Source organism: Ruegeria sp. AE4 (assembly GCF_056542185.1).
The window spans coordinates 1-21,219 of record NZ_JBQFZK010000030.1; the positions used below are offsets into that span (position 1 = coordinate 1).

Here is a 21,219-nt window from a genome sequence, read left to right on the forward strand (position 1 = left end):
TCTACCAAAGCATCGAAAAACAAATGGGACGAGAAAAACTCAATCAACTCCTCGACCTGCTCGAAGAACTACAAGCCGTCAAAGTCTGACCCCGCCTTGTAACGGCGAGGTCAGGGAAGATTTTAAAGGCTCGCCAAACCGGTATCCAGCGCCGACAGGATCTTGGACACATCGTCTGACGTGATGATAAGTGGTGGCGACAGAATAATGTTGTTACCCGACACCCGGACCATGACACCGTCATCATATGCAGCCTTCTGCACCTGCAACGGAAGATGCTTGGCAATCGGTGCTTTGGTGCTGCGATCCGAGACCAGTTCCAGCGCACACATCAGGCCCTCACCGCCGCGCACGTCGCCGACCACTTCGTACTTGTCGGCCAGCTTTTTCAGGCCGGTAAACAGTTCATCCCCACGAGCGGCGGCGTTCTCCCACACCCGCAGGCGGTTAATTTCCGCAAGTGCTGCCAAGGCTGCTGCCGCTCCGACCGGATGGCCGGAATAGGTGTAGCCCTGATCGACGGACGCTTTGCCAGTGGTGTCGCGTTCGAACACTTCGGCAACTTGACCGGAAATCATCGCAGCGCCGAATGGGAAATACCCGTTCGTAATAGCCTTGGCCGTCGTCATAATGTCCGGCTGCATACCCCAGTGCCGGGCTCCGCTTTCGCTGCCGGTGCGGCCAAAGGCTGTGATAATTTCATCCGAGATCAAAAGAACGCCGTGTTTCGAGCAGACCTCGCGCACCAACGGCATGAAGCTCTCGTGCGGTGGAATCACACCACCAGCACCCAAAACAGGTTCCATGATGAACGCTGCAACAGTATTTGCGCCCTGGAACGCAATCTCAGCTTCCAATGCTTTGACGCAAAGCTGTGCCAAACGCTCGGGATCGGTCTCGTCGAAGGGATTGCGATAAGTCCATGGTGCCGGGATGTGGAAACATCCAGGCATCATCGGTTCGTAGGCAGCACGGAACTTCTGGTTGCCATTGACCGACGCTGCAGCGAAATGGGTCCCGTGGTACCCCTGTTTCAAGCTTATGAATTTGGTGCGCCCGTCCTCGCCGCGTACCTTGTGGTACTGTCGTGCCAATTTCAGTGCGATTTCAACCGAATCGGAGCCGCCCGAAGTAAAGAACGCGCGGGTCAATCCATCTGGCTCGAAGAATCGGGCCAGCTCGTATGACAATTCGATCGCCTTGTCGTTGCTGGTGCCACGGAAAGTTGAATAATAGGGCAAAGCGTTCAGCTGGTCGGCAATCGCCTGCTTCACTGGCTCGCAGGAATAACCCAGATTGACGTTCCACAACCCTCCCACGGCGTCGATGGCCTTGTGGCCGTCGACATCGACGATGCTTACCCCTTCACCGCCAACCAAAATGGTTGGCGGGTTCTTTTGGCTGTCGGCAGGGTGCGCCATCGGGTGCCAAAAATAGCGGGCGTTGTTTTCCTTCAGGAAGTTGGAATCCTTCATTTCAAAATTCTCCGGGAATTTCGTCCGACCGAACACTCGGTCGAAACTCAGTTGGAAAGTTTGCAGGAGCCTGGCCACCAAAGATTGCCGTAAGCTCTTGCGAAACTTGTTTCAGGGTATTCAGTAGGGGCGGCTGCCGGTCGCCTGCGGTTCTGATTTCAGGAACCGCGAATGAAACCGTCCCAAGCGCCAGTTGATCAATTCCGAAAACCGGGGCTGCAAAGCCATGAACACCGGTTTCGAAACTTCCGTTACTATAGGACCAACCGGTTTCCTTTACTTCGACGAGACGTTCTTGAATGAGTTCAAGGTTCGTTAGCGTAGAGGCAGTAATACGGGGCAAGTCGCGATTTTTGAGGCCTTCCAAAAGTGCAGGAGGGCCAAAACAAAGCATGCACAACCCTGAGGCTGTGGCGTTGAGCGGAAGGACTTCCGTGGGGTCTAGGCTAACTCGAACGCTGTGCTGAGTTGTCTCGACCACTAGCGCCGTTTGAAGAACATCATTTTCCAGAAGAGAAAGGTGCAGGCTTTCTCCTGCTTGTTGCATCGCAGCCTGCATTTTGAGGCGCGCTGCTTTGAGGCCGGGATTTGCAATCTCGCGTAACGCGGCAAGACGCAGTGCCGCCGGGCCAATCATATAGGATTTTGTTCCCTGATTCTGCTCGATCAATCCGAACTCTTCCAGTTCACGCAGATGCCGAAGAACAGTCGCCTTATTGACACCAGATAGCCGAGCCATCTGGGTCAGCCCAATTTCGGGCCGTGCGTTGGAAAATAACTCCAACAATCTCAAAGCATTAAGAGCAGTTCCCATAAGTTACTCCTCCTCCTTAAGAGAATACTTGACACAATGTAATTAACAACGCAACAATAAACATGACTTATCGGTTCATTATTTGAACCATCAATGGGAGGAGTCTATGAAGAAAATTCTTACCGCTGCCGTAATGGCGGTCTCTGCATCAGCTGCTTTCGCTGAGTATCCAGAGAAACCTGTATCCTTCGTCGTTCCGTGGCCTCCGGGCGATCTGGAGGATGTATTGACACGTCTGATCGCAGATGAATTTCAGGAAATGTACGGCGTACCAGCAGCAGTCGTGAACAAGCCTGGCGGTGGTGGTGGTCCGTTCCCTGGTGCTGTCGAAGTCGCCACTGCTCCGGGTGATGGCTATACGGTCGGCTCTTTTGTAATAGGCGTGCCGGTGATTGGCCCCGAGATTGGCATTCCAGAGCTGAACCCCAACCCATTTGACCCAATTGGCATCTTCCTGACCTATCCGTTCGTGATAGCGTCCAGCAAAGACGCACCCTTCTCATCTTGGGAGGAGTTGGTGGAACATGGCAAAGATAACGATGTTGCACTGGGGCATTTCGGCTCTGTCCTGCCCCCCACCCAGGTGACATTCGCAGCTGCTGTCAGCAGCGGGTTTGATTTCGCCAGTGAAGCCGCATTTGATGCTCTGGACTGCAACACCCTGACTTCAGGCGACGTGGACGTGATCAACACGACACTTCAACTTATACTACCCTGCTTAGATCAGGTGAATGTTCTGGCCAGCATCGGCGGTGAGCGGATTCCCCTGGTCCCTGACACTCCGACTGTTGTCGAGCTAAATCCTGACCTGCCTTTGGCACTATGGAACGGTCTGTTCGTTCACAAAGACACCCCGGCAGAGGCGCGCGAGAAGATCTCGGCAGCCGCTCAAAAGGCTCTGAGCTCCGACAAAGCCAAGCAGCTTGCCGAGGAAACAGGTGCACTGATCTACTGGCAGGACCCGGACGCCTCCAACGCGCAGATTGAAAAAGACAAAGCCTCTTTCGCCAAAATCGAAGAGATTCTGGGCGAATAACTCAAGATTGGCCCGGCAGGATTCAAACTGCCGGGCCTATTTTAATCGGTGGGGAGGTAGAGATGATCGCGAAAACCTTACAGGACATGTTCAAACGATATCGCCGTCCTGGCGATGTAGTTTTTGCGTTCGTGTTCCTTGCGTTTGCTGTCTTTTTGTTAATGCAGCTGGACGAGCAGACACAAATCGTCAAGCGAACCAAGTGGTTTGCGCAACCCAGTCTTTGGCCAATGATAGCCCTCTGGGCCATGGTGATTTTCGGATTTCTGCACTGGCTCAGTTCAGCAATGTCACAGCGGCGTCACGGACGGTGGACCGAAGTGGCATTCTGGTTGAGGTCGTTTGAATATGTTTTCTACTTCCTCGTTTACGTAAAAGCTGTTCCCTTGCTTGGGTATCTTCCCGCGACGGTAATATTTGCCGTGTTTTTGGCAATTCGCACCGGGTTTCGCGATGCTAAGGGTATCGGTTGTGCCGCATTGTTCGGCGTTTGTGTCACGGTCATCTTCAGGGCTTTCTTGCAGGTGAAAATCCCGGCCGGCGCTCTCTATGAGTATTTACCCGACACGGTTCGCGCGTTTGCGCTGACGTATCTTTGAGGTTTCGCTGATGGATGCTCTATTATCAGGTTTTTCGATACTTGCGCAGTGGCCGGTAATCGTTGCGCTTTTGATCGGGTCAATCGGAGGCGTGATTATTGGCGCTCTGCCAGGGGTGGGAGCGCCGGTGGCAATTGCCATTCTGTTACCCGCCACTTTCGCGTTTGAACCCATCGTTGGCCTGACCCTGCTGCTAGGCATCTATGGGTCCTCGATGTATGGCGGTGCAATCCCTGCCGTCCTGATCAATACACCGGGCACTGCAGTCAATGCCTTGACCACCTATGACGGCTATCCAATGACGAAGCGCGGCCAGGGTCATCGGGCGTTGTCACTGGCCTATTCGGCGTCATTTTTTGGAGGCATCTTTTCGATAATTTGCCTTATGCTCTTGTCTCCCGTCCTAGCACTCGTTGCCCCGCATTTTGGCAGCCGTGAGATTTTCCTAGCCGCGTTGCTTGGCATCATATTGGTAATTCTCGCTCATCGCGGCCAGATCTTTGCAGCGGGCATGCTGGCGGCATTTGGTCTGTTCTTGAACACTGTCGGGCTGGAGCCGGTCAAATACACCCGTCGTTTCACGTTCGAGCAAAGCTGGCTGGCTTCTGGGGTAGACCTGATTGTTGTTGTGCTGGGGCTGTTCGCAATCAGTCAGGCATTGCTTCTGTTGCTGGAAAAAAACCATGCACCGGGTGAAGCACATGTTGGCGGAAGCATCTTTGCGGGATTAATAGAGCTGCTTGGCCTCAAGCGTATTGCAACCGTGTCATCCAGCATCGGCGTGTTCATGGGCATGGTGCCGGGCACCGGCGAGTTCACCTCGCAATTCCTGTCATACACATACGCACAAAAAACCTCTAAAAATCCAGAAGCCTTTGGCGATGGTTCGCCCGAAGGGCTGGTGGCTTCTGAATCCGCAAACAATGCTGTTCCCGGAGCGGCGATGATCCCGCTGCTGGCGCTGGGTATTCCTGGCGAGGCACTGACGGCAATGATGTTGTCAGTCTTTTACGTGCACAATGTGATACCCGGGCCGCAGCTGTTCGAAAACCAGATGGATTTCGTCATGGCCCTCTATATGGCGTTGATCCTGCTGAACGTGATCGTTCTGGTGTTTTTGCTGTTCTCGACCAACTTGCTGCTCAAGATCATTCAGATTCCAACTCGTTTTCTGGGCATCATGATCCTGATCCTGGCGTTTGTCGGCGTATACAGCCTGCGCAACTCGATCACCGACTGTGCATTGGCCGCGGCATTTGGAGTGTTCGGTCTGATCCTCAAACGGCTGGACTTGCCGATCGTTCCGATCATCCTCGGCATGGTTTTGGGCGGCATTATGGAGGTCAAGCTCCGCAGCGCCATGGCTCGGGTTAATTCACCGCTGGATTTTGTTGATAGACCGATTGCCGCCATCTTGTTCGGTATGATTGTTCTGATCCTCATTCTGCACTTTCGGGCTCTGTACTTCGAGTTCAGAAATAAGCTGCGACCAGAACCAAACGCCGAACCCGTCGATGCAGATCACCCAAATCAACAAGGTTGAGAATATCCATGGATCAGTCCCTAATCGACGCGCTGCGAATGCAGCAAGTCGCCCCGCGCGGCCACTTCATTAACGGCAATTTCACTGACGGTGAAACGGGTGTGCAGGTTGAAGTGTTGTCCCCCATCGATGGCCAACCTCTGACTAGGATCGCCGATGGCAGCGTGGCGGACATTGAAGCTGCCGTCCTGGCCGCTCGGGTTGCTTTCGAGGACGGGCGATGGTCCGGAATGGCACCGTCAGGGCGCAAGAAAGTGTTGCTGAAGCTGGCGGATCTGATCGAAGAGCGTGCGCTGGAAATCTCTGTTCTGGGAGTGCGCGACAACGGCACCGAGATCAGCATGGCCTATAAAGCCGAGGCGCTTTCGGCGGCGGCGACATTTCGGTACTATGCCGAAGCAATCGACAAGATTTATGGCCAGATCGCGCCAACCAGTCACGATATTCTTGGCCTGGTACACCATGCTCCGGTCGGCGTGGTGGGTGCAATCGTACCGTGGAATTTTCCGCTGATGATCGGCAGCTGGAAAATTGCTCCGGCCCTTGCGGCAGGCAATTCCGTAGTATTGAAACCCGCAGAAAGCGCTTCGCTCAGCCTTTTGAAGATTGCTGAACTGGCTGCTGAAGCCGGGGTTCCGGATGGCGTGTTCAACGTCGTGACAGGGCGCGGCTCGGTTGTGGGCGAGGCACTGGCACTGTCGATGGATGTGGACATTATGGTGTTCACTGGGTCAGGTGCGACGGGTCGTCGGTTGCTGGAGTATTCAGCTCGTTCCAATCTGAAGCGCTGCTACCTTGAGTTGGGCGGCAAGTCAGCCAACATCGTCTTCAACGACGCCCCGGATCTGGCCGAGGCCGCCAAAGTGTCCGCGGCAGGTATCTTCCGCAACTCCGGTCAAGTCTGCGTTGCTGGCTCTCGCCTTCTTGTTCAGGAAGATATCTACCAGGATTTCGTGGCCGAAGTCTCGCGCCATGCTGAAAACTTTCGCGTCGGCGATCCGCTGGACCTGAACAGCCAGATTGGTGCCGTTCACAGCCTGCCGGAACTTGAGGCCAATCTGGATTTTGTTGCCAAAGCCGAGGCGGAAGGGGCAGAGCGGCGCACCGGTGGTAATCGCATCCTGATGGAGAGTGGCGGCTATTATATGTCTCCGACCGTAATGGCCGGGGTAAAAGAGACGGACCACTTGTTTCAGAACGAAGTCTTTGGCCCCGTTCTGGCGGTGACCCCCTTCAAAAACGAAGAAGACGCGATCCGGTTGGCGAACGCCACCGTGTATGGCCTGGCTGGCGGTGTCTGGACATCTAACCTTGGCCGCGCCCACCGTATGGTGGCTGGTATCCGCACAGGCGTCGTGCATGTGAACACCTATGGCGGTGCTGATCTGACCGTACCGCTTGGAGGAGTGCGCCAGTCCGGCAATGGGCACGACAAGTCTTTGCACGCGCTTGAGAAATACTTCGACCTGAAAACGGCCTGGATCAAGCTCTGAATGGCGGCGGAACGAAGGAGGAGCTTATGACTATGAAAACGATCCTGCTGATCGGCACCTATGACACGAAAGAAGCCGAGATGCGTTTCATTGAAAACGCAATTCACGCACAGGGCGCTGATGTACTGACAATGGATGTCTCAGTGCTGGGTGATCCCAAGACGCCAACCGACATCTCCAAGCACGACGTCGCTTCTGCCGGTGGCATGACCATTGATGAAGTCATCGCACAGGGGGATGAAAATAAAGCTTTTCGGGTAATGTCCGCGGGTGCCGCAAAAGTGGTTGCCCAGGCCTATGCCGATGGCCGCTTTGACGGGATGCTGGCCACCGGCGGTACCATGGGCACCGATCTGGCACTGGACTGTGCACAAGCGCTGCCGATGGGTGTGCCAAAATACATTGTGTCTACGGTCAGCTTTTCTCCTCTGATCCCTCCGCATCGTCTGGCGCCGGATATTCAGATGATCCTGTGGGCCGGCGGGCTCTATGGTATGAATTCGATTTGCCAGTCTTCACTCAGCCAGGCAGCCGGGGCAGTTGTTGGCGCGACCAAGGCCGCTATTGCACCGGACCGCAGCAAGCCATTGATTGGAATGACCAGTCTTGGCTCGTCTTGTCTGCGCTACATGAAGACGTTGAAACCGGCGTTGGAGGAACGCGGTTTTGAGGTGGCGGTTTTCCACTCTACCGGCATGGGTGGCATGGCATTTGAAAAGCTGGCCGGCGAGGGCGCATTTGCCTGCGTGATGGATTTCTGCATGCAGGAATTCGGAAATTTTATGGCGGGCTCTGTCGTGTCCAGCGGCGAGGAGCGTGTAACCAGTGCAGGTCGCGAAGGCACACCGCAGATGATCGCGCCCGGAGCGTTGGACCTGTTGGATTTCGCGGGCTGGCAGGACATCCCCGACCAATATTCTGATCGTCCGTTTCACGTGCATAACCGACTGATCAAGAGTTCCGTCTTCAATGGGGATGAACGCCGCGCTTGGATCCGTGAACTGGCCAACCGAATGGAGGCCGCAACGGGACCTGTCCACTTTTTCCTGCCTGTTCAGGGGGTTGAAGCATGGGACAAAGAAGGCGAGGCGGCGCATGACCCTGATGCACTGGCAGATATGGTGGATGAGGCACGCATGGTTATACCGGGTCGTGTGCCGATGACGGAACTTGACGCTCATATCAACGACCACACGTTCAGCGAAGCGGTCCTCGTGCAATTTGATGCCTGGGTCGAGCAGGGTGTGATCAGCAAAAATCGCTGACCTTCGTCATTCCAACAAATGCATTTAACCTTCGGACGCCGTGGCGCCGCCTCGAGGGGTACCTGCGAAAATTGCACGCCATAACAGGAAAAAAATCAGCTTATTGCCGACGAGACAAAGCTGCTTGGACCCAATGTATCATCCCTCTAAGGCGACCCGGTCCATTTTGTTAGGGGTGAAGGAGTATCCTGCCAGGTATCGCGACACTGGGGAAACCAAAGACGAATGGCCATCCGGTGGGTAGTGTTGTTACACGAGCAGAATTCCTTGTTACTTTTCTTAAGTGCTATCGCTATTTCAATACGTTTGATGGCAACCCCGTTTCCTGTGCTGCAGCGATGGCGGTATTGGAAGAGATCAAAGACAGCAATTGCTGGAGAGCGCGAAAAATGTGGGATTGCATGCTCGCAAATGAATGGAAGTGCTGGCTCAGAAACGTGCCGTTATTGGAAACGCACGCGGATTCAGTCTGATCTTCGGTGCAGAAATTGCTTTAGACCGCGACGGCAAGGAACAAGGATATCGGCTTTGGCATATCTGGACGAGTAATACGAGAAAAGCGATCATTCTGATGGACACGTCTCCGGTTTGATTGGACCAGACAGTGACTATCGGAGCGGAACGCTCGAATTGATCGTGTCACTATGAACTGTTGGGTCACTATCTATGGGCTACGGTACAAAAAACGGTAACGTCCCTAGTACCTTTACACCCGCGCACCACCAAAAGGACACGCGTAAGCAGAATAGCAAAGCCAAATTGATATGCCGGGTGTGATCCAGAAAAAACAGAGCGTCACATACATCCTTCCGACACTTCACTCCTCGGTAAGGTGTTTCCTGACAGTTGGATCAATCTTGGTACTATGGGTTGAGTAGATACCACAGGCGGCAATGGCCTCACGCGCGGTTACCCGCTCGTGCAGGCGCTTCCAGATTGTTTTGGCGGCGTAGGGATGCGGGTAAGGGCGCCAAGCAACACCCATCGTCATTCCCCGCAGATACTTTAGTTGCTGGCGGTGCGCTGAATATAAGATGGTATTGGCAACGCTGCCTTCGCGCATCAACTCATGTTCGGTTATAAATATCCTGTTTCCCCGCATTGTCACCAAACCAACGTAACGGGAAATCTGGTGCATGCTTTTGTCTTGTGATGTGGCGATTTCGCGGGACCGGATTGTGAAAAGCCCATCAACTTCCTGAATACGGATTAACGAACAAAATATCTTCCCTTCCCAGGAAGGCGTGCAGAAAAACGAGTGATAGAAACCAACATAGCGCCTGAGGTTTTTGTGTTGGCCCCGAAAAGGATCCAAAAACGCGTCTGCGGGCGTTTTTCCGGATGGTGGTAAGACGTCCTTTAGCATTTGCTCAAAGTAAGCAGTTTCAGCGAACAGTTCGGCTTCTGTCAGGCCGAAATGGCGCGCGATCCGACGCATGTTGTGGGCCGAAGGCAGGCTGGAGCCATTCAGATACCGATTGAATTGCTGCCGGTTGACGCCAATATCCCGACAAATCTTTGAAATATTGCCGTGTTCTGCGCATAGCGACTTCAGGTTGGCAGAAAAATACTGGGACATGGAAGAACCCTTCGCTATTTGACGCTATTTCGCTGCAAATAGCATCACTTCGCATAAGATTGCACAATTTGTTTTTTCTGCAAATTGTTTTCTTCTTCGGCATCAGCTCGCAAAAAACAAGCTCTCGGATGCCAGTTAAAACCGTCGAAAACACATGGATCACACTCTCCGACGGGCGGAGGCTTGCTGCTCGACTCTGGTTACCCGAAACCGGTCCAGCTCCGGCCATTCTGGAATACCTGCCTTACCGCAAACGCGACGGCACAGCGCCCAGGGATGAAACAACACATAAGGTATTTGCCGAGGCTGACTATGCCTGCGTTCGGGTCGATATAGCGGGTACGGGCGACAGCGAAGGGCAATTCGACGATGAATACTCGGAACAGGAACTGAGTGATGGTGAAGAAGTCATCGCATGGATCGCAGCGCAGGATTGGTGCGACGGTCACGTTGGGATGATCGGAATATCTTGGGGTGGGTTTAATGGTTTGCAACTGGCTTTCCGGCAACCGCCTGCGTTGAAGGCCGTCGTCAGCGTCGCCTCGACCGTGGATCGCTATGCAGATGACATCCATTTCATGGGTGGTTGCCTGCTGAGCGACAACATGAACTGGGGTAGTCAGATGTTCGCTTATCTGACCAGGCCCGCAGATCCGGCCTTACGCGCAGACTGGCGAGAGGATTGGCTGATGCGGCTGCAAAACGTTCCATTTTCAGCCGCCGATTGGCTGCGTCATCAGACACGGGACACATACTGGAAGCACGGCTCGGTTTGCGAAGACTGGTCTGCTATCCAAACCCCGGTTTTGGCCATAACCGGCTGGGCAGATGCGTATGTAAATGCCCCGCCTGCTTTGACAGCCAACCTGACATCGCCCACCAAGGCCGTCATCGGGCCATGGGAGCATCGATACGCGCATATCTCGAAAATTGATCCTGCGGATTTCCATTCCGAAGTCATCGGCTGGTTTGATCGCTGGTTGAAAGAACAGGAAAACGGCGCAGAAGATTTGCCTGCGTACCGGACATACATGCAGGAGCATTTCAACCCGACACCGAAAAACAGCCCTCGGCAAGGTCGCTGGATCGCTGAAGGTCGCTGGCCATCGCCGCACGTACATGAACAGATCTGGCATCTGGCACCGGGCGAATTTTCCCCTAGCCCAGCCCAAGGTTCCGCAGCCATTTCGTCGCCCTGCCATTTGGGCATGCAAAGCGGGTATTTTTGTGCAGGTATGCGGATCGATAACGAGCTGCCCGACGACCAGGCAAGCGACGATGCATTGTCGCTGTGCTTTGACAGCGCGCCATTGCGTGCGCCGCTGGAATTGTTGGGGCGCGCAAGACTGAAGTTTCGGTTTTCAGTAGACAAGCCTGTCGCTCAGCTTATTGCGCGCCTATGCGATGTATCGCCCGAGGGTATTTCACAGCGCATCAGCTTCCGGTCGTTGAACTTATGCCATTTCCGCGATCACGAGACACCTGAATTCTTACAACCCGGCGAGGAATATGAGGCCGAGATTGCCCTAAACGAATGTGCGCATCGACTGCGTGAGGGTCATGTGTTGCGGCTGGCCCTGTCGACGTCCTACTGGCCAATCATCTGGCCATCGCCAAACCAGGCACAGGTGACATTGCATTTGCAGGATTGCGCCCTGCATTTGCCGGTGCGCGAAGTATCGCGTGAAGTCCAAGCTTCCGAACCCGGTCCGGTGCCGAAGTTTCCGGTTCTTGCAGCCGATCAATTGCGGACACCTGCGTCGCATTCCGAACGTAAAGAAACAGAAGACGGCCGGATCGTGCTTGAGACGTTTGACGACTATGGTAAATCACGCGATCCCTATCACGGCCTGATTGTCGGCAGTGATGTGCGCATGCATTACGGCATTCACCCGGATGACCCGGCCACTGCCCGGTTTGAGACGGCCTGGAATTTCACTTTCGAACGGGCGGAGTGGCAGGTTGCCATCTCGACCGAGTGCCGCATGAGTTGCGACATGCAGTATTTCTACCTCTACCGCAAACTTCGCGCCACCGATGGCGCCGATGAAACCGAAGTCCTGACAAAGGAATGGTCGGAAACCATTCCACGCGGATTTCTCTGACTTAATCCTAGGGAGGATACTATGAAGATAGAATGGACAAAGGCCAATGTTGGTCGTCGCGGGTTCCTGAAAGGCGCAACCGCGCTTGGAGCGACCACGGCGCTTCCGATGGGGTGGGCAAATCGCGTATTTGCAGCAGACGACGGTGTTCTGCGGGTACGGGCCTATGGCGATGCGCAGAATATGGATCCGGCCCACTCGGTTGGTGTCGTGGAAGAAGAGGTACATGCCTCGATCTACAACAAGCTGATCCAGTATAAGCCAGGCGAGGAATGGGGCTGGCAGCTCGACGCGGCAACGATGATCGAGCAGGTTGACCCCTCCCATATCAAGTTTGCATTGCGTGACGATATCGGCTTCACCAACGGCTTTGGCGCCATGACCGCCGAGGACGTCAAGTTCAGCATGGAACGGATCGTGGATGACGCGACCGACAGCCCAAACAAACCCGACTTGGGACCGTTCAGCCATGTTGAAGTGACCGGTGAACGCGAAGGGACGATTGTGTTGAACAAACCCTTCGCACCGATTTGGTCCATTGCCCTGCCTTACATCACCGGAAACATTGTTTCGAAAGCAGCGGTCGAAGCAGCCGGTGGCCGGATCGGTGCTGATCCGGTGGCAGAGTCCGGCCCATATCTGCGGGACAGCTGGTCGCCCAAGGAAAAAACGGTTCTTAAGCGCAACCCTGACTGGAAAGGCGATGCTCCGACCTGGGACACAATCGAGATCTATCCGATCGACGACGAAAACACCGCCGAGATCGCGTTTGAAGCGGGCGAACTGGACGTAACTCGCGTGTCGCTGGGTTCAGTCGAACGTTATCGCGCTGGTGTTCCCAATGGGGGATCGCTGGTTGAGAAACCCTCGCTTTACTATGTCTGGATGGGAATGAATGTTGAACATCCAAAGCTGCAAAATCAGAAGCTGCGGCAGGCGATTCAACATGCCATAGATGTCCCCAGCATTCTGGAGGCTGCCTATTTTGGTGCAGCCGAGCCGGCAACCGGGATCATTGCTCCGGGTCTGGCAGGGCATCGGCCGTCTTCGCTGGTGCCACCTGAGGCAAATTTCGAAAAAGCGGCGCAACTACTTGCGGAATCGGGTGAAACCAACGTCACTCTGACCCTCGACACGCTAAACAAGACAACGTTCACGACAACTGCACAGATCATTCAGGCGACGCTGGCGCAAATCGGTATCACAGTTGAGGTGAATGTTCTGGAATCCGGTGCGTTCTGGGCGTCTGGCGACAACGAAAACCTGCAACTTGTTCTGAACCGCTATTCGATGACGCCGGACCCGTATTATGCGACGTCGTGGTTTACGCCCGAGCAAATTGGCAAGTGGAACTGGGAACGCTTTAACAGCGCAGAGTTCAACGAAATCCACGAAGCTGCGGCTGGGGAAACAGATATCGCAAAGCGGGCTGAAATGTACCAGCGTGCGCAGGACTTGATGGAAGAAAGCGGTGCCTATCGCTTCATCACACACGAGGCAACACCGGTCATTCACAGCGCAGGTGTCATTCCTGCATTGCGCCCGGACGGGCTGTCGCTGCTGCGTTACTTTGGCAAGTCGACCTGACCTCCCCAGGTCGACAGGGAGCGGCGGGCGCTGACACTCGCCGCTCCATAACCAACGCCATCCAGCCACAAGGAGCCAGTTGGCTATGCTGAACTTCGCAACCCGTCGCTTCGGGCTATCGCTGCTCATCCTTTTCGTGGCGGTCACCGTCATGTTCCTGATGATCCGCGCTGTACCAGGCGATCCGGTCCAGATCATGCTGGGTCCGCGCGCCACACCCGAGCTTCAGGCCCAACTCACCGCCGCACTTGGTCTTGATCAACCGATCTGGAAACAGCTGCTGATCTTTTACTCGAACCTTTTGCAGGGTGACCTTGGCACCGATGTTTTCTCGGGTCGGTCTGTGACTGAGATTGTGTTTCAGCAATTGCCGTTCACTCTGGAGCTGATTTTTGCATCAATCCTGTGGTCCGCAAGTCTTGGTATCGCACTTGGCGCTTATGCGGCTGCGCATCCAAACACGATGATCGACCGGATCGCCGCCGCAATTTCCGTCAGTTTTGTTGCCGCTCCGGCCTTTGTTGTTGCGCTTTTGGCTTTGTTGGTTTTCGCCGTTAGTTTGCAATGGTTTCCCGCCATTGGGGCAGGAGAGGGGTTCTGGGACCGCCTTGACCATCTGGTTCTGCCAGCATTCGCCATAGGGCTCAGCTGGGTAGGATATATCGCACGGCTGGTACGGGCGTCGATGCTCGAGGTCATGGGTGAAAGCCATGTGCGTACCGCCCGGGCCTTTGGTATCGCGGAACGTCGCGTGGTCATGGTTTACGCATTGCGTATCGCAATTCTACCCGTGGTCACCGTGATCGGGGTCGGGATGGGCTTTCTGCTCAGCTCAGCCGTTTTTGCCGAAATCGTTTTTGCCCGACCAGGCTTGGGTAAGCTGGTCATCGACAGCATCACGACCCGAAACTATCCGATTGTGATGGGTTCGGTCCTTGTATCAACGGCACTGTTCGTTGTGTCGACCGCCTTGGCCGATCTGATCAACGCGCTACTCGATCCACGCGCACGCACGGCTCATTAGGGAGGCGGAGTGATGGTAAAATCTCGTTCCGAACTTGGCCAGATCATAGTCGGGGTTGCCCGCGACCCGCTTGGGTTAATGGGTTTGATAATCGTTGGGACCATCGTGTTCTGCGCGATATTTGCTGCCTGGATTGTGCCTTACGATCCCATTGCCATGGATATCAAATCCCGCCTGCAAGGGCCGTCCGCGGCGCATCTGTTGGGCACGGATCAGCTGGGTCGCGATACGTTTTCGCGGGTGATTGCTGGGGGGCAGGTTGCGCTTAAAGTGGCGCTGCCAGCTGTTTTCGGCGCGATGGCGATTGGCCTGACTTTGGGCATGATAGCCGGGTACGGACCAAAATGGCTCGACAACCTGCTGATGCTGTTTTTCGATACCATCCGGTCCTTTCCGACGGTGATGTTTGCACTGGCTGTTGTGGCCCTTGTCGGGCCCAGCTTGCAGACAGTTGTATTCGTGGTCATGGCGACCTCGATCCCGACATATGGGCGCGTGGCGCGAACCCAGACCCTGACGCTTCGCAATTCCGAATTCATTCTGGCAGAGCGATCAATGGGGGCCAGCATGACGCGTATTCTGGGTGTGCACATGCTACCCAATATCATCGGGGTTCTGGCTGTCTTGGCAGCCATGGATATACCCACCGTCATCGCGCTGGAGGCCGGGCTGTCATTTTTGGGGTTGGGTGTGAAACCCCCGACACCCAGTTGGGGAGCCTTGCTCAAGGATGGCTATTCCCTGATCCGCCAAACACCGTGGCTGGTGGTGGGCGGGGGCCTGCCGATCATTCTGGCAACACTTGGATTCACTTTCCTGGGCGAAAGCCTACGTGATGTGGTCGACCCGAAATTGAGGAAACAGCGATGACCGATACACTGCTGGAAATCGACCGCCTGAGTGTTGACTACGAAACGGGCCGTGGCGACCTTAAGGCCCTGAGGAACATCACATTCAACGTCAACAAGGGTGAAATTGTTGGTATTGTCGGGGAATCCGGATGCGGCAAATCCACCCTGATCTCATCCATCCTGCGCCTGACCGCCCCCAATACGCGGTTCCGTCAAGGTGAGGTTCGTTTCAAAGGGCAGGACCTGTTGAAGGCTTCCGAGCGTCAGATGCGCGACCTGCGCGGTGCAGACATATCCATTGTCTTCCAGGATCCGATGCAAACGCACAATCCGGTTCTGACCATCGGGCAGCAGATGCTGGACATTCAGCATCGCTCAAAGCAGTCAAAGGCGGATAAATTGACCCACGCAGCCAAGATGCTGGGTGCTGTCGGCATCCCCGATCCCGAAGCGCGCCTGAAGCAGTATCCGCATGAGTTCTCAGGTGGGATGCGCCAGCGGATCGCCATAGCAATGGCGTTGATGTCCGAGCCGGACCTCTTGATCGCGGATGAGCCAACCACTGCATTGGACGCCACTCTTGAGGTACAGATCATCGAGCGCCTACAAGAATTACAGCGCGAGTTTCATTGTGCCATTCTGTTTATTTCGCACCATCTGGGCGTGATCGCGGAACTCTGCGACCGGGTGGTGGTGATGTATGCAGGAGCCGTTGTCGAAAGCGGCGATGTGCGTGAGATTTTCCACAACCCTAAACACCCCTATACACGTCGTCTGATCGAATGTGATCCCGGCCACATCAAAGAACGCGCCCGCGTTTTGCCCACCATCCCCGGTGAAGTGCCTGATCTGGCCAACCTGCCCGGGGGGTGCATCTTTCGGGACCGTTGCGATCAGGCCATGGCGCGCTGCGCGACCGATGTGCCGCCACTGGATCAACTGAAAGAAGGCCACCACGCCGCATGCTGGCTGAACCACGAGGAGGTCGCAACATGAGCTTGCTGAATGTCGTGGATCTTAAAACCAGTTATGGACCGGTCAATGTTCTGGCGGGTGTCAGCTTTACCGTAGAACCTGGCGAAACTTACGCTCTGGTTGGTGAAAGCGGATCGGGTAAGACGACGGTAATCCGCGCGATTGCGGGTCTTGCGCCTGCACAGGACGGTTCGGTTACATTCGAAGGTCGGGAAATTCGGGGCGCGCCGGAAAGCGTCATGCGTCCGCTGCGTAAAGACATGGCGATGATGTTTCAGGACCCGGTCGGTAGCCTGTCGCCCCGCCTGACAATCCGCAGCCTGATCACCGAACCCTATCGCATTCAGGGTATGAAAGATCGCGATCTGGATGCCGAGGCCAAGCGCCTATTGGAAATGGTGAACCTGCCCGCGCATTTTGCCGATCGCTATCCCTATCAGCTGTCAGGAGGTCAGGCCCGGCGCGTGGGCGTCGCGCGCGCCCTGGCGCTGGAACCCAAGCTGATCCTTGCGGACGAGCCGACTGCCGGTCTTGATGTCTCGGTCCAGGGTGAGTTGCTGAACCTGCTCAACGATCTGCGCGAAAGGCTGGGGCTGGCGATGGTCATCATCACGCACAACCTCAGCGTCGTGCGTCACGTGGCCGACAGAATGGGCATCATGTATCTGGGCCGTTTGGTCGAGGAGGGCACAACCGAGACGATCTTCAACGACCCGCGCCATCCCTACACCCGCTGCCTTCTGAGCGCCAACCCCGAGCCGGACCCGGATGCGCGACTGGAACGGATCGCCCTCAAAGGAGAGCCTCCCAGCCTGCTCAGGCGGCCATCTGGCTGTGAGTTTCGCGAGCGTTGCCCCTTTGCCAGAGACATTTGCACCCAAACCCCGGAATGGGAAGTAAAGGTCGGCCATGGGCTGCGTTGTCTGGCCCCGCTGTCGTAACTAGGAAATCCAATGCCAAGCACACTCTACTTCAACGGCACCATCCTGACTATGGATGCGCAGAACTCTTCACCAGAGGCGGTGCTGACTGACGGCAACAGAATTCAGGCAGTGGGGGCCGAGGCTGAGTTGCGCGCCCGCATGCCTTCGGATGCGCACGAGCAAGATCTGAAGGGTCGTACCCTGATGCCCGCCTTTATCGACCCACACGGGCACTTTCCCGATCCCGGCTTTGTTAAGCTGTTCCGTGTCGATCTGTCTTCGCCGCCTTTAGGGGATTGCAGAGACATGTCACAGGCGTTGGACAGGCTTCACGAAAAGGCGAGTGCAACACCCGAGGGTGAATGGGTCATGGGGGTGTCCTTTGACAATACGTCCATTCTGGAAGGTCGAATGCCCACACGGGCCGAACTGGACGGCGTGTCACAACGCCATCCAATCTGGGTCATTCACGCGTCGGGTCATAATGGCGTGGCAAATTCTCTCGCGCTGGAAAGACGCGGGATAACTCGTGAAACTCCTGATCCAGAGGGGGGCCGTTATGGCCGCGATCCGGAAACCGGAGCACTGACCGGATTGATGGAAGGGCTGTCGGCCATGGGTGAAATGGGCGATACTGATTTCCTGATTGACCGCGACCGGTTTTGGCGGGGTTTTGACGCCTGCCGCAGCGAATACCTGGCCCATGGTGTGACCTATGCCCAAAATGCCTGGGCATCGCAGCCCATGCTGGACCACTTCGCCAGCCTGCCTGCGGATCAGGATCCGGGAATTGACATCGAGCTTTTGCCCGTCGGAGATCTGGAGCCAGAGTTATCTTCGCGTTGGATTGGAACGAGCTGGCCGGGCAACCCGCATTTTTCGCTGGGTCCGCGCAAACTGTTTACGGACGGGGCCTTTCAGTTACAGACCGCGTATTTGTCTGCTCCATATTTCAAACCTGCCAGCCCTGATAATCCTTGTGGAATGACCTATACCTCGCAAGAGCAGCTGGTTGCGGATGTAGAAAAGCTCCACAGTCAGGGCTTGCAGATTCACTGCCACTGCAATGGCGATGCCGGTGCCGAGATGTTCATAGATGCGGTGGAAAAGGCGCTTGTTGCACACCCGCGCCAGGATCATCGACATACCATTATCCATGGCCAGGTTCTGAGGGATGACCAATTGGAGCGTATGGCCCGGCTTGGTCTGACCGTCAGCTTCTTTCCCGCCCATGTCTTCTTTTGGGGGGATCGTCATTACGATACTTTCCTGGGACCCGAGCGAGCCGAACGGATATCGCCGGCGGCGTCAGCCGAACGGTATGGCGTGCGATACACGATCCACAACGACGCCTCGGTCACACCGACGCGTCCAATCCATCTTGCCCATTGCGCGGTGAACCGAAAATCCGCTTCTGGCCGTGTGCTTGGCGAGGATCAGAAGATCAGCGTTATTTCAGCCCTGCGGGCCCAAACCATCGAAGCCGCTTGGCAGGTGTTCAAGGAAGATCAACGCGGATCCATAGAACCGGGTAAAATTGCAGATTTTGTTGTTCTTTCGCGCAATCCACTGCACGACCCGGACCGCCTGTCAGACACTGTCGTGCTTGAAACCATCCGCTATGGCGAAAGGGTTTTTTCCGCTGTGTGTACTGAACAAGAGTTTGAGCACGCATAATGGCGACCAAGCGTATTGTGATCGCGGGGTTCCAACATGAAACCAACTGTTTCGGTGTAACGAAAGCTGGGATGCCTGAGTTTGAGATGGCGGATTCCTGGCCGGGAATGCTGCATGGTTCACAGGTTCTTCTGGAAACCGGGGGCATGAACCTTCCGATCGCGGGTTTCACCGCCGCGGCACAGGCAACGGGATTTGATGTCATTCCCGTTTTGTGGTGCTCTGCCGAACCGTCCGCCCATGTCACCGATCATGCATTCGAAACGATCTGCGGGATGCTGTTGGACGGAATATGGGGCGCAGGCCAGATTGACGGTGTCTATCTTGATCTGCACGGAGCTATGGTCTCCGAAAGCCTTGCTGACGGTGAAGGAGAGCTTTTGCGTCGCGTTCGTGAAACTGTGGGTCCAGACGTTCCAGTGGTCGCAAGTTTGGACCTTCATGCCAACATTTCCACCGAAATGGTCAAACACTCAGACTACCTGTCGATTTTTCGCACTTACCCACATTTGGATATGGCGGAAGCGGGTGCACGATGCGTTCCAGTCTTGCGTCGCCTGCTGGCGGGTGAAACCCTATACAAAACGTTCCAACCGGTGCCTTACCTGATCCCCCTGCATGCGCAACACACGGGTTCTGCGCCGATCAGTGATATCTATCAATTGCCTGTCAGGTTTGAACAGCAAGGCATTCTGGCAGAGATCGCTCTTGGTTTTACGGCGGCGGATTATCCTGACACCGGACCATCCTGCCTTGCTTATGCCTTGACTGCTGAAAAAGCGGCTGCCGCTGCCAAAGAGATTGTCAGCATGTTCCTGTCCCGTGAGGCCAATCTTGAATGTAAGATGTTGTCTTTGGAAGAGGCCGTTTCCACATGTCGTCAAAGGCGCGAAAAACCCATCGTTCTAGCCGATGTTCAGGACAATCCGGGCGCAGGCGGAACGTCAGATACAACGGGGCTGCTGGCCGCTTTGATTGAGGGCGGGGTAAAAAACGTTCTGATGGGTCTGTTCCATGATCCGGAAAGTGCCATTCAGGCCCATGCGGCAGGGGAGGGCGCACGGATCATTTTGGCTATCGGCGCAAAGTCGAACCTGGCCGGACATGTTCCATTCAGGGCAGAGTTTGAAGTGCTTTCCTTAAGTGATGGCACATGCCGCTATACCGGTGAAATGTATGGCGGCGGAACAGCTACGCTTGGCAAGACAGCTGCGCTTCGCTTGGTTGGACACGACGCCGAGATCGACCTTGTCGTCACAAGCATACGAAACCAATGCCTGGATCGCGCACATTTCACACATATCGGGTTAAACCCTCTGAGTTATTCGGTGATCTGCGTCAAAAGCACAGCGCATTTCCGGGCGGATTTCGAACCAATTGCAAGCCATGTATATGCGGTCGCTGCGCCTGGGGTTTTCCTCTGCGACCTTGGAAAGGTCCCTTATTCTTGTATCAACAGAAGGTTGGCCAACTGTCGCCATACCTCCTTTGACGTGACGTGAAACGAAAGTTTGTTGACGTGCGATACGCCCCAATGGATTCAAATATCTCAACCCCGAAGAGTCAGCCTTGAGCCGTCCACATAAACCTGACCCCAATTGGATCTTGAATACGATTCCCTGAGGCCAGTTGACCCAAGTCTTTCTCAGAGCCTGTTACAACGCAAAGGCAACTTGCACGTCACTGAATCGTTTCTTCGGCATAGATACACTTCTTTCGCACCAGAAATGTATCCGAGGCAATCGCAGCGCGATCAGCATCTCCTACAGAGCGGGGTCAACATTACCAAAAGAAGCTGTCATCCTCCATCAAGGATGCAATTGTCAGGTTGGCATCCTCTTCTGACACATTGTCTGTGGCTTCATGCCACACAGCTTCCAGGATGGTTGTCGAAGGCCCGTAAATGTTGTTTTTCACGCAAGAGACAACCAATCCATAGATATCTTCCTCATTCTGGAAGGTGGGCAAGTCTGGCACGAATTCCAGATAGTCGACATCTTCGTCCCATTCGGAGGCACCGGACTCCTCGGCCACCGTCACGGTATTGTTTTCGGGTGCCAACAAAGCGCTCAGTTTTGGTTGAGCAGGACCGATGGTCCCATTTCCATCAATATCGTGACTGTAGAAGATTTCGACATCCACAACATTGGCGATGCTAACACCGCCTTGGTATTGCCCCGAAGCATCCGTGGTCCATTCAGCATATGACCCGTTCGCATTTTGCCACAGCACCTTGTAGCCACCGCCCGAAGCTTCGGCCTGAAGCGCCTGCC

18 protein-coding genes are annotated in these 21,219 nt (G+C 55.1%); 14 read left to right on the top strand and 4 right to left on the bottom strand.

Annotated elements, in window-relative coordinates; all coding sequences use genetic code 11:
* Nucleotides 1-122 precede the first annotated feature (122 nt).
* Both ACR0EK_RS19795 and ACR0EK_RS19800 read right to left on the bottom strand, forming a co-directional pair.
* Nucleotides 123-1,475, bottom strand: coding sequence for an aminotransferase class III-fold pyridoxal phosphate-dependent enzyme (locus ACR0EK_RS19795; RefSeq protein WP_480968078.1), 1,353 nt, complete (start codon nt 1,473-1,475; stop codon nt 123-125).
* A gap of 1 nt (nt 1,476) precedes the next feature.
* Nucleotides 1,477-2,289 carry an IclR family transcriptional regulator gene (locus ACR0EK_RS19800; protein ID WP_480901118.1) on the bottom strand — a complete coding sequence of 271 codons (813 nt, stop codon included), beginning with the start codon at nt 2,287-2,289 and terminating at the stop codon, nt 1,477-1,479.
* 106 nt (nt 2,290-2,395) lie between these two features.
* Between ACR0EK_RS19800 and ACR0EK_RS19805 the strand changes: the two genes are divergently transcribed.
* The 6 genes from ACR0EK_RS19805 (at nt 2,396) to ACR0EK_RS19830 (ending at nt 8,698) form a co-directional block, all read left to right on the top strand.
* Nucleotides 2,396-3,325 carry a tripartite tricarboxylate transporter substrate binding protein gene (locus ACR0EK_RS19805; RefSeq protein ID WP_480484909.1) on the top strand — a complete coding sequence of 310 codons (930 nt, stop codon included), beginning with the start codon at nt 2,396-2,398 and terminating at the stop codon, nt 3,323-3,325.
* Nucleotides 3,326-3,387: 62 nt separating this feature from the next.
* Nucleotides 3,388-3,924: a tripartite tricarboxylate transporter TctB family protein gene (locus tag ACR0EK_RS19810; protein ID WP_480484908.1), complete on the top strand. Its 537-nt coding sequence runs from the start codon at nt 3,388-3,390 to the stop codon at nt 3,922-3,924.
* A gap of 10 nt (nt 3,925-3,934) precedes the next feature.
* Nucleotides 3,935-5,467, top strand: a complete 1,533-nt coding sequence (locus tag ACR0EK_RS19815; RefSeq protein WP_480489336.1) for a tripartite tricarboxylate transporter permease — start codon at nt 3,935-3,937, stop codon at nt 5,465-5,467.
* Between the two features lie 8 nt (nt 5,468-5,475).
* Nucleotides 5,476-6,960 carry an aldehyde dehydrogenase gene (locus ACR0EK_RS19820; RefSeq protein ID WP_480901117.1) on the top strand — a complete coding sequence of 495 codons (1,485 nt, stop codon included), beginning with the start codon at nt 5,476-5,478 and terminating at the stop codon, nt 6,958-6,960.
* A gap of 26 nt (nt 6,961-6,986) precedes the next feature.
* A complete protein-coding gene (locus tag ACR0EK_RS19825) occupies nt 6,987-8,225 on the top strand; it encodes a Tm-1-like ATP-binding domain-containing protein (RefSeq protein ID WP_480833196.1) in 1,239 nt (412 codons plus the stop codon).
* 236 nt (nt 8,226-8,461) lie between these two features.
* A complete protein-coding gene (locus ACR0EK_RS19830; protein WP_480901116.1) occupies nt 8,462-8,698 on the top strand; it encodes a hypothetical protein in 237 nt (78 codons plus the stop codon).
* Nucleotides 8,699-9,042: 344 nt separating this feature from the next.
* On the opposite strand, the gene ACR0EK_RS19835 is transcribed toward ACR0EK_RS19830, so the two are convergent.
* Entirely contained in the window at nt 9,043-9,804 is a 762-nt protein-coding gene (locus tag ACR0EK_RS19835) for a helix-turn-helix transcriptional regulator (RefSeq protein WP_480484904.1), read from the bottom strand.
* A 128-nt stretch (nt 9,805-9,932) separates the two neighbouring features.
* Here ACR0EK_RS19835 and ACR0EK_RS19840 point away from each other — a divergent pair, with 128 nt between their 5' ends.
* The 8 genes from ACR0EK_RS19840 to ACR0EK_RS19875 all read left to right on the top strand — a co-directional run bounded on the left by ACR0EK_RS19840 (nt 9,933) and on the right by ACR0EK_RS19875 (nt 20,448).
* On the top strand, nt 9,933-11,909 hold the full coding sequence (locus ACR0EK_RS19840) for a CocE/NonD family hydrolase (protein WP_480901114.1): 1,977 nt from the start codon (nt 9,933-9,935) through the stop codon (nt 11,907-11,909).
* A 21-nt stretch (nt 11,910-11,930) separates the two neighbouring features.
* A complete protein-coding gene (locus ACR0EK_RS19845; protein WP_480901112.1) occupies nt 11,931-13,496 on the top strand; it encodes an ABC transporter substrate-binding protein in 1,566 nt (521 codons plus the stop codon).
* 85 nt (nt 13,497-13,581) lie between these two features.
* Nucleotides 13,582-14,520, top strand: coding sequence for an ABC transporter permease (locus ACR0EK_RS19850; RefSeq protein ID WP_480901110.1), 939 nt, complete (start codon nt 13,582-13,584; stop codon nt 14,518-14,520).
* A 12-nt stretch (nt 14,521-14,532) separates the two neighbouring features.
* On the top strand, nt 14,533-15,390 hold the full coding sequence (locus ACR0EK_RS19855; RefSeq protein ID WP_480484900.1) for an ABC transporter permease: 858 nt from the start codon (nt 14,533-14,535) through the stop codon (nt 15,388-15,390).
* Entirely contained in the window at nt 15,387-16,367 is a 981-nt protein-coding gene (locus ACR0EK_RS19860) for an ABC transporter ATP-binding protein (RefSeq protein WP_480484899.1), read from the top strand. Before ACR0EK_RS19855 ends, ACR0EK_RS19860 begins: the two co-directional genes overlap by 4 nt.
* Nucleotides 16,364-17,287: an oligopeptide/dipeptide ABC transporter ATP-binding protein gene (locus tag ACR0EK_RS19865; protein ID WP_480833192.1), complete on the top strand. Its 924-nt coding sequence runs from the start codon at nt 16,364-16,366 to the stop codon at nt 17,285-17,287. Before ACR0EK_RS19860 ends, ACR0EK_RS19865 begins: the two co-directional genes overlap by 4 nt.
* Before the next feature lie 12 nt (nt 17,288-17,299).
* On the top strand, nt 17,300-18,946 hold the full coding sequence (locus tag ACR0EK_RS19870) for an amidohydrolase (protein ID WP_480901109.1): 1,647 nt from the start codon (nt 17,300-17,302) through the stop codon (nt 18,944-18,946).
* Nucleotides 18,946-20,448 carry a M81 family metallopeptidase gene (locus ACR0EK_RS19875; RefSeq protein ID WP_480484896.1) on the top strand — a complete coding sequence of 501 codons (1,503 nt, stop codon included), beginning with the start codon at nt 18,946-18,948 and terminating at the stop codon, nt 20,446-20,448. The genes ACR0EK_RS19870 and ACR0EK_RS19875 overlap by 1 nt, the downstream gene beginning before the upstream one ends.
* A gap of 280 nt (nt 20,449-20,728) precedes the next feature.
* Here the strand turns inward: ACR0EK_RS19875 and ACR0EK_RS19880 are convergent.
* Nucleotides 20,729-21,219: hypothetical protein (locus ACR0EK_RS19880; RefSeq protein ID WP_480901108.1), on the bottom strand; the 491-nt coding region annotated here is incomplete at its 5' end.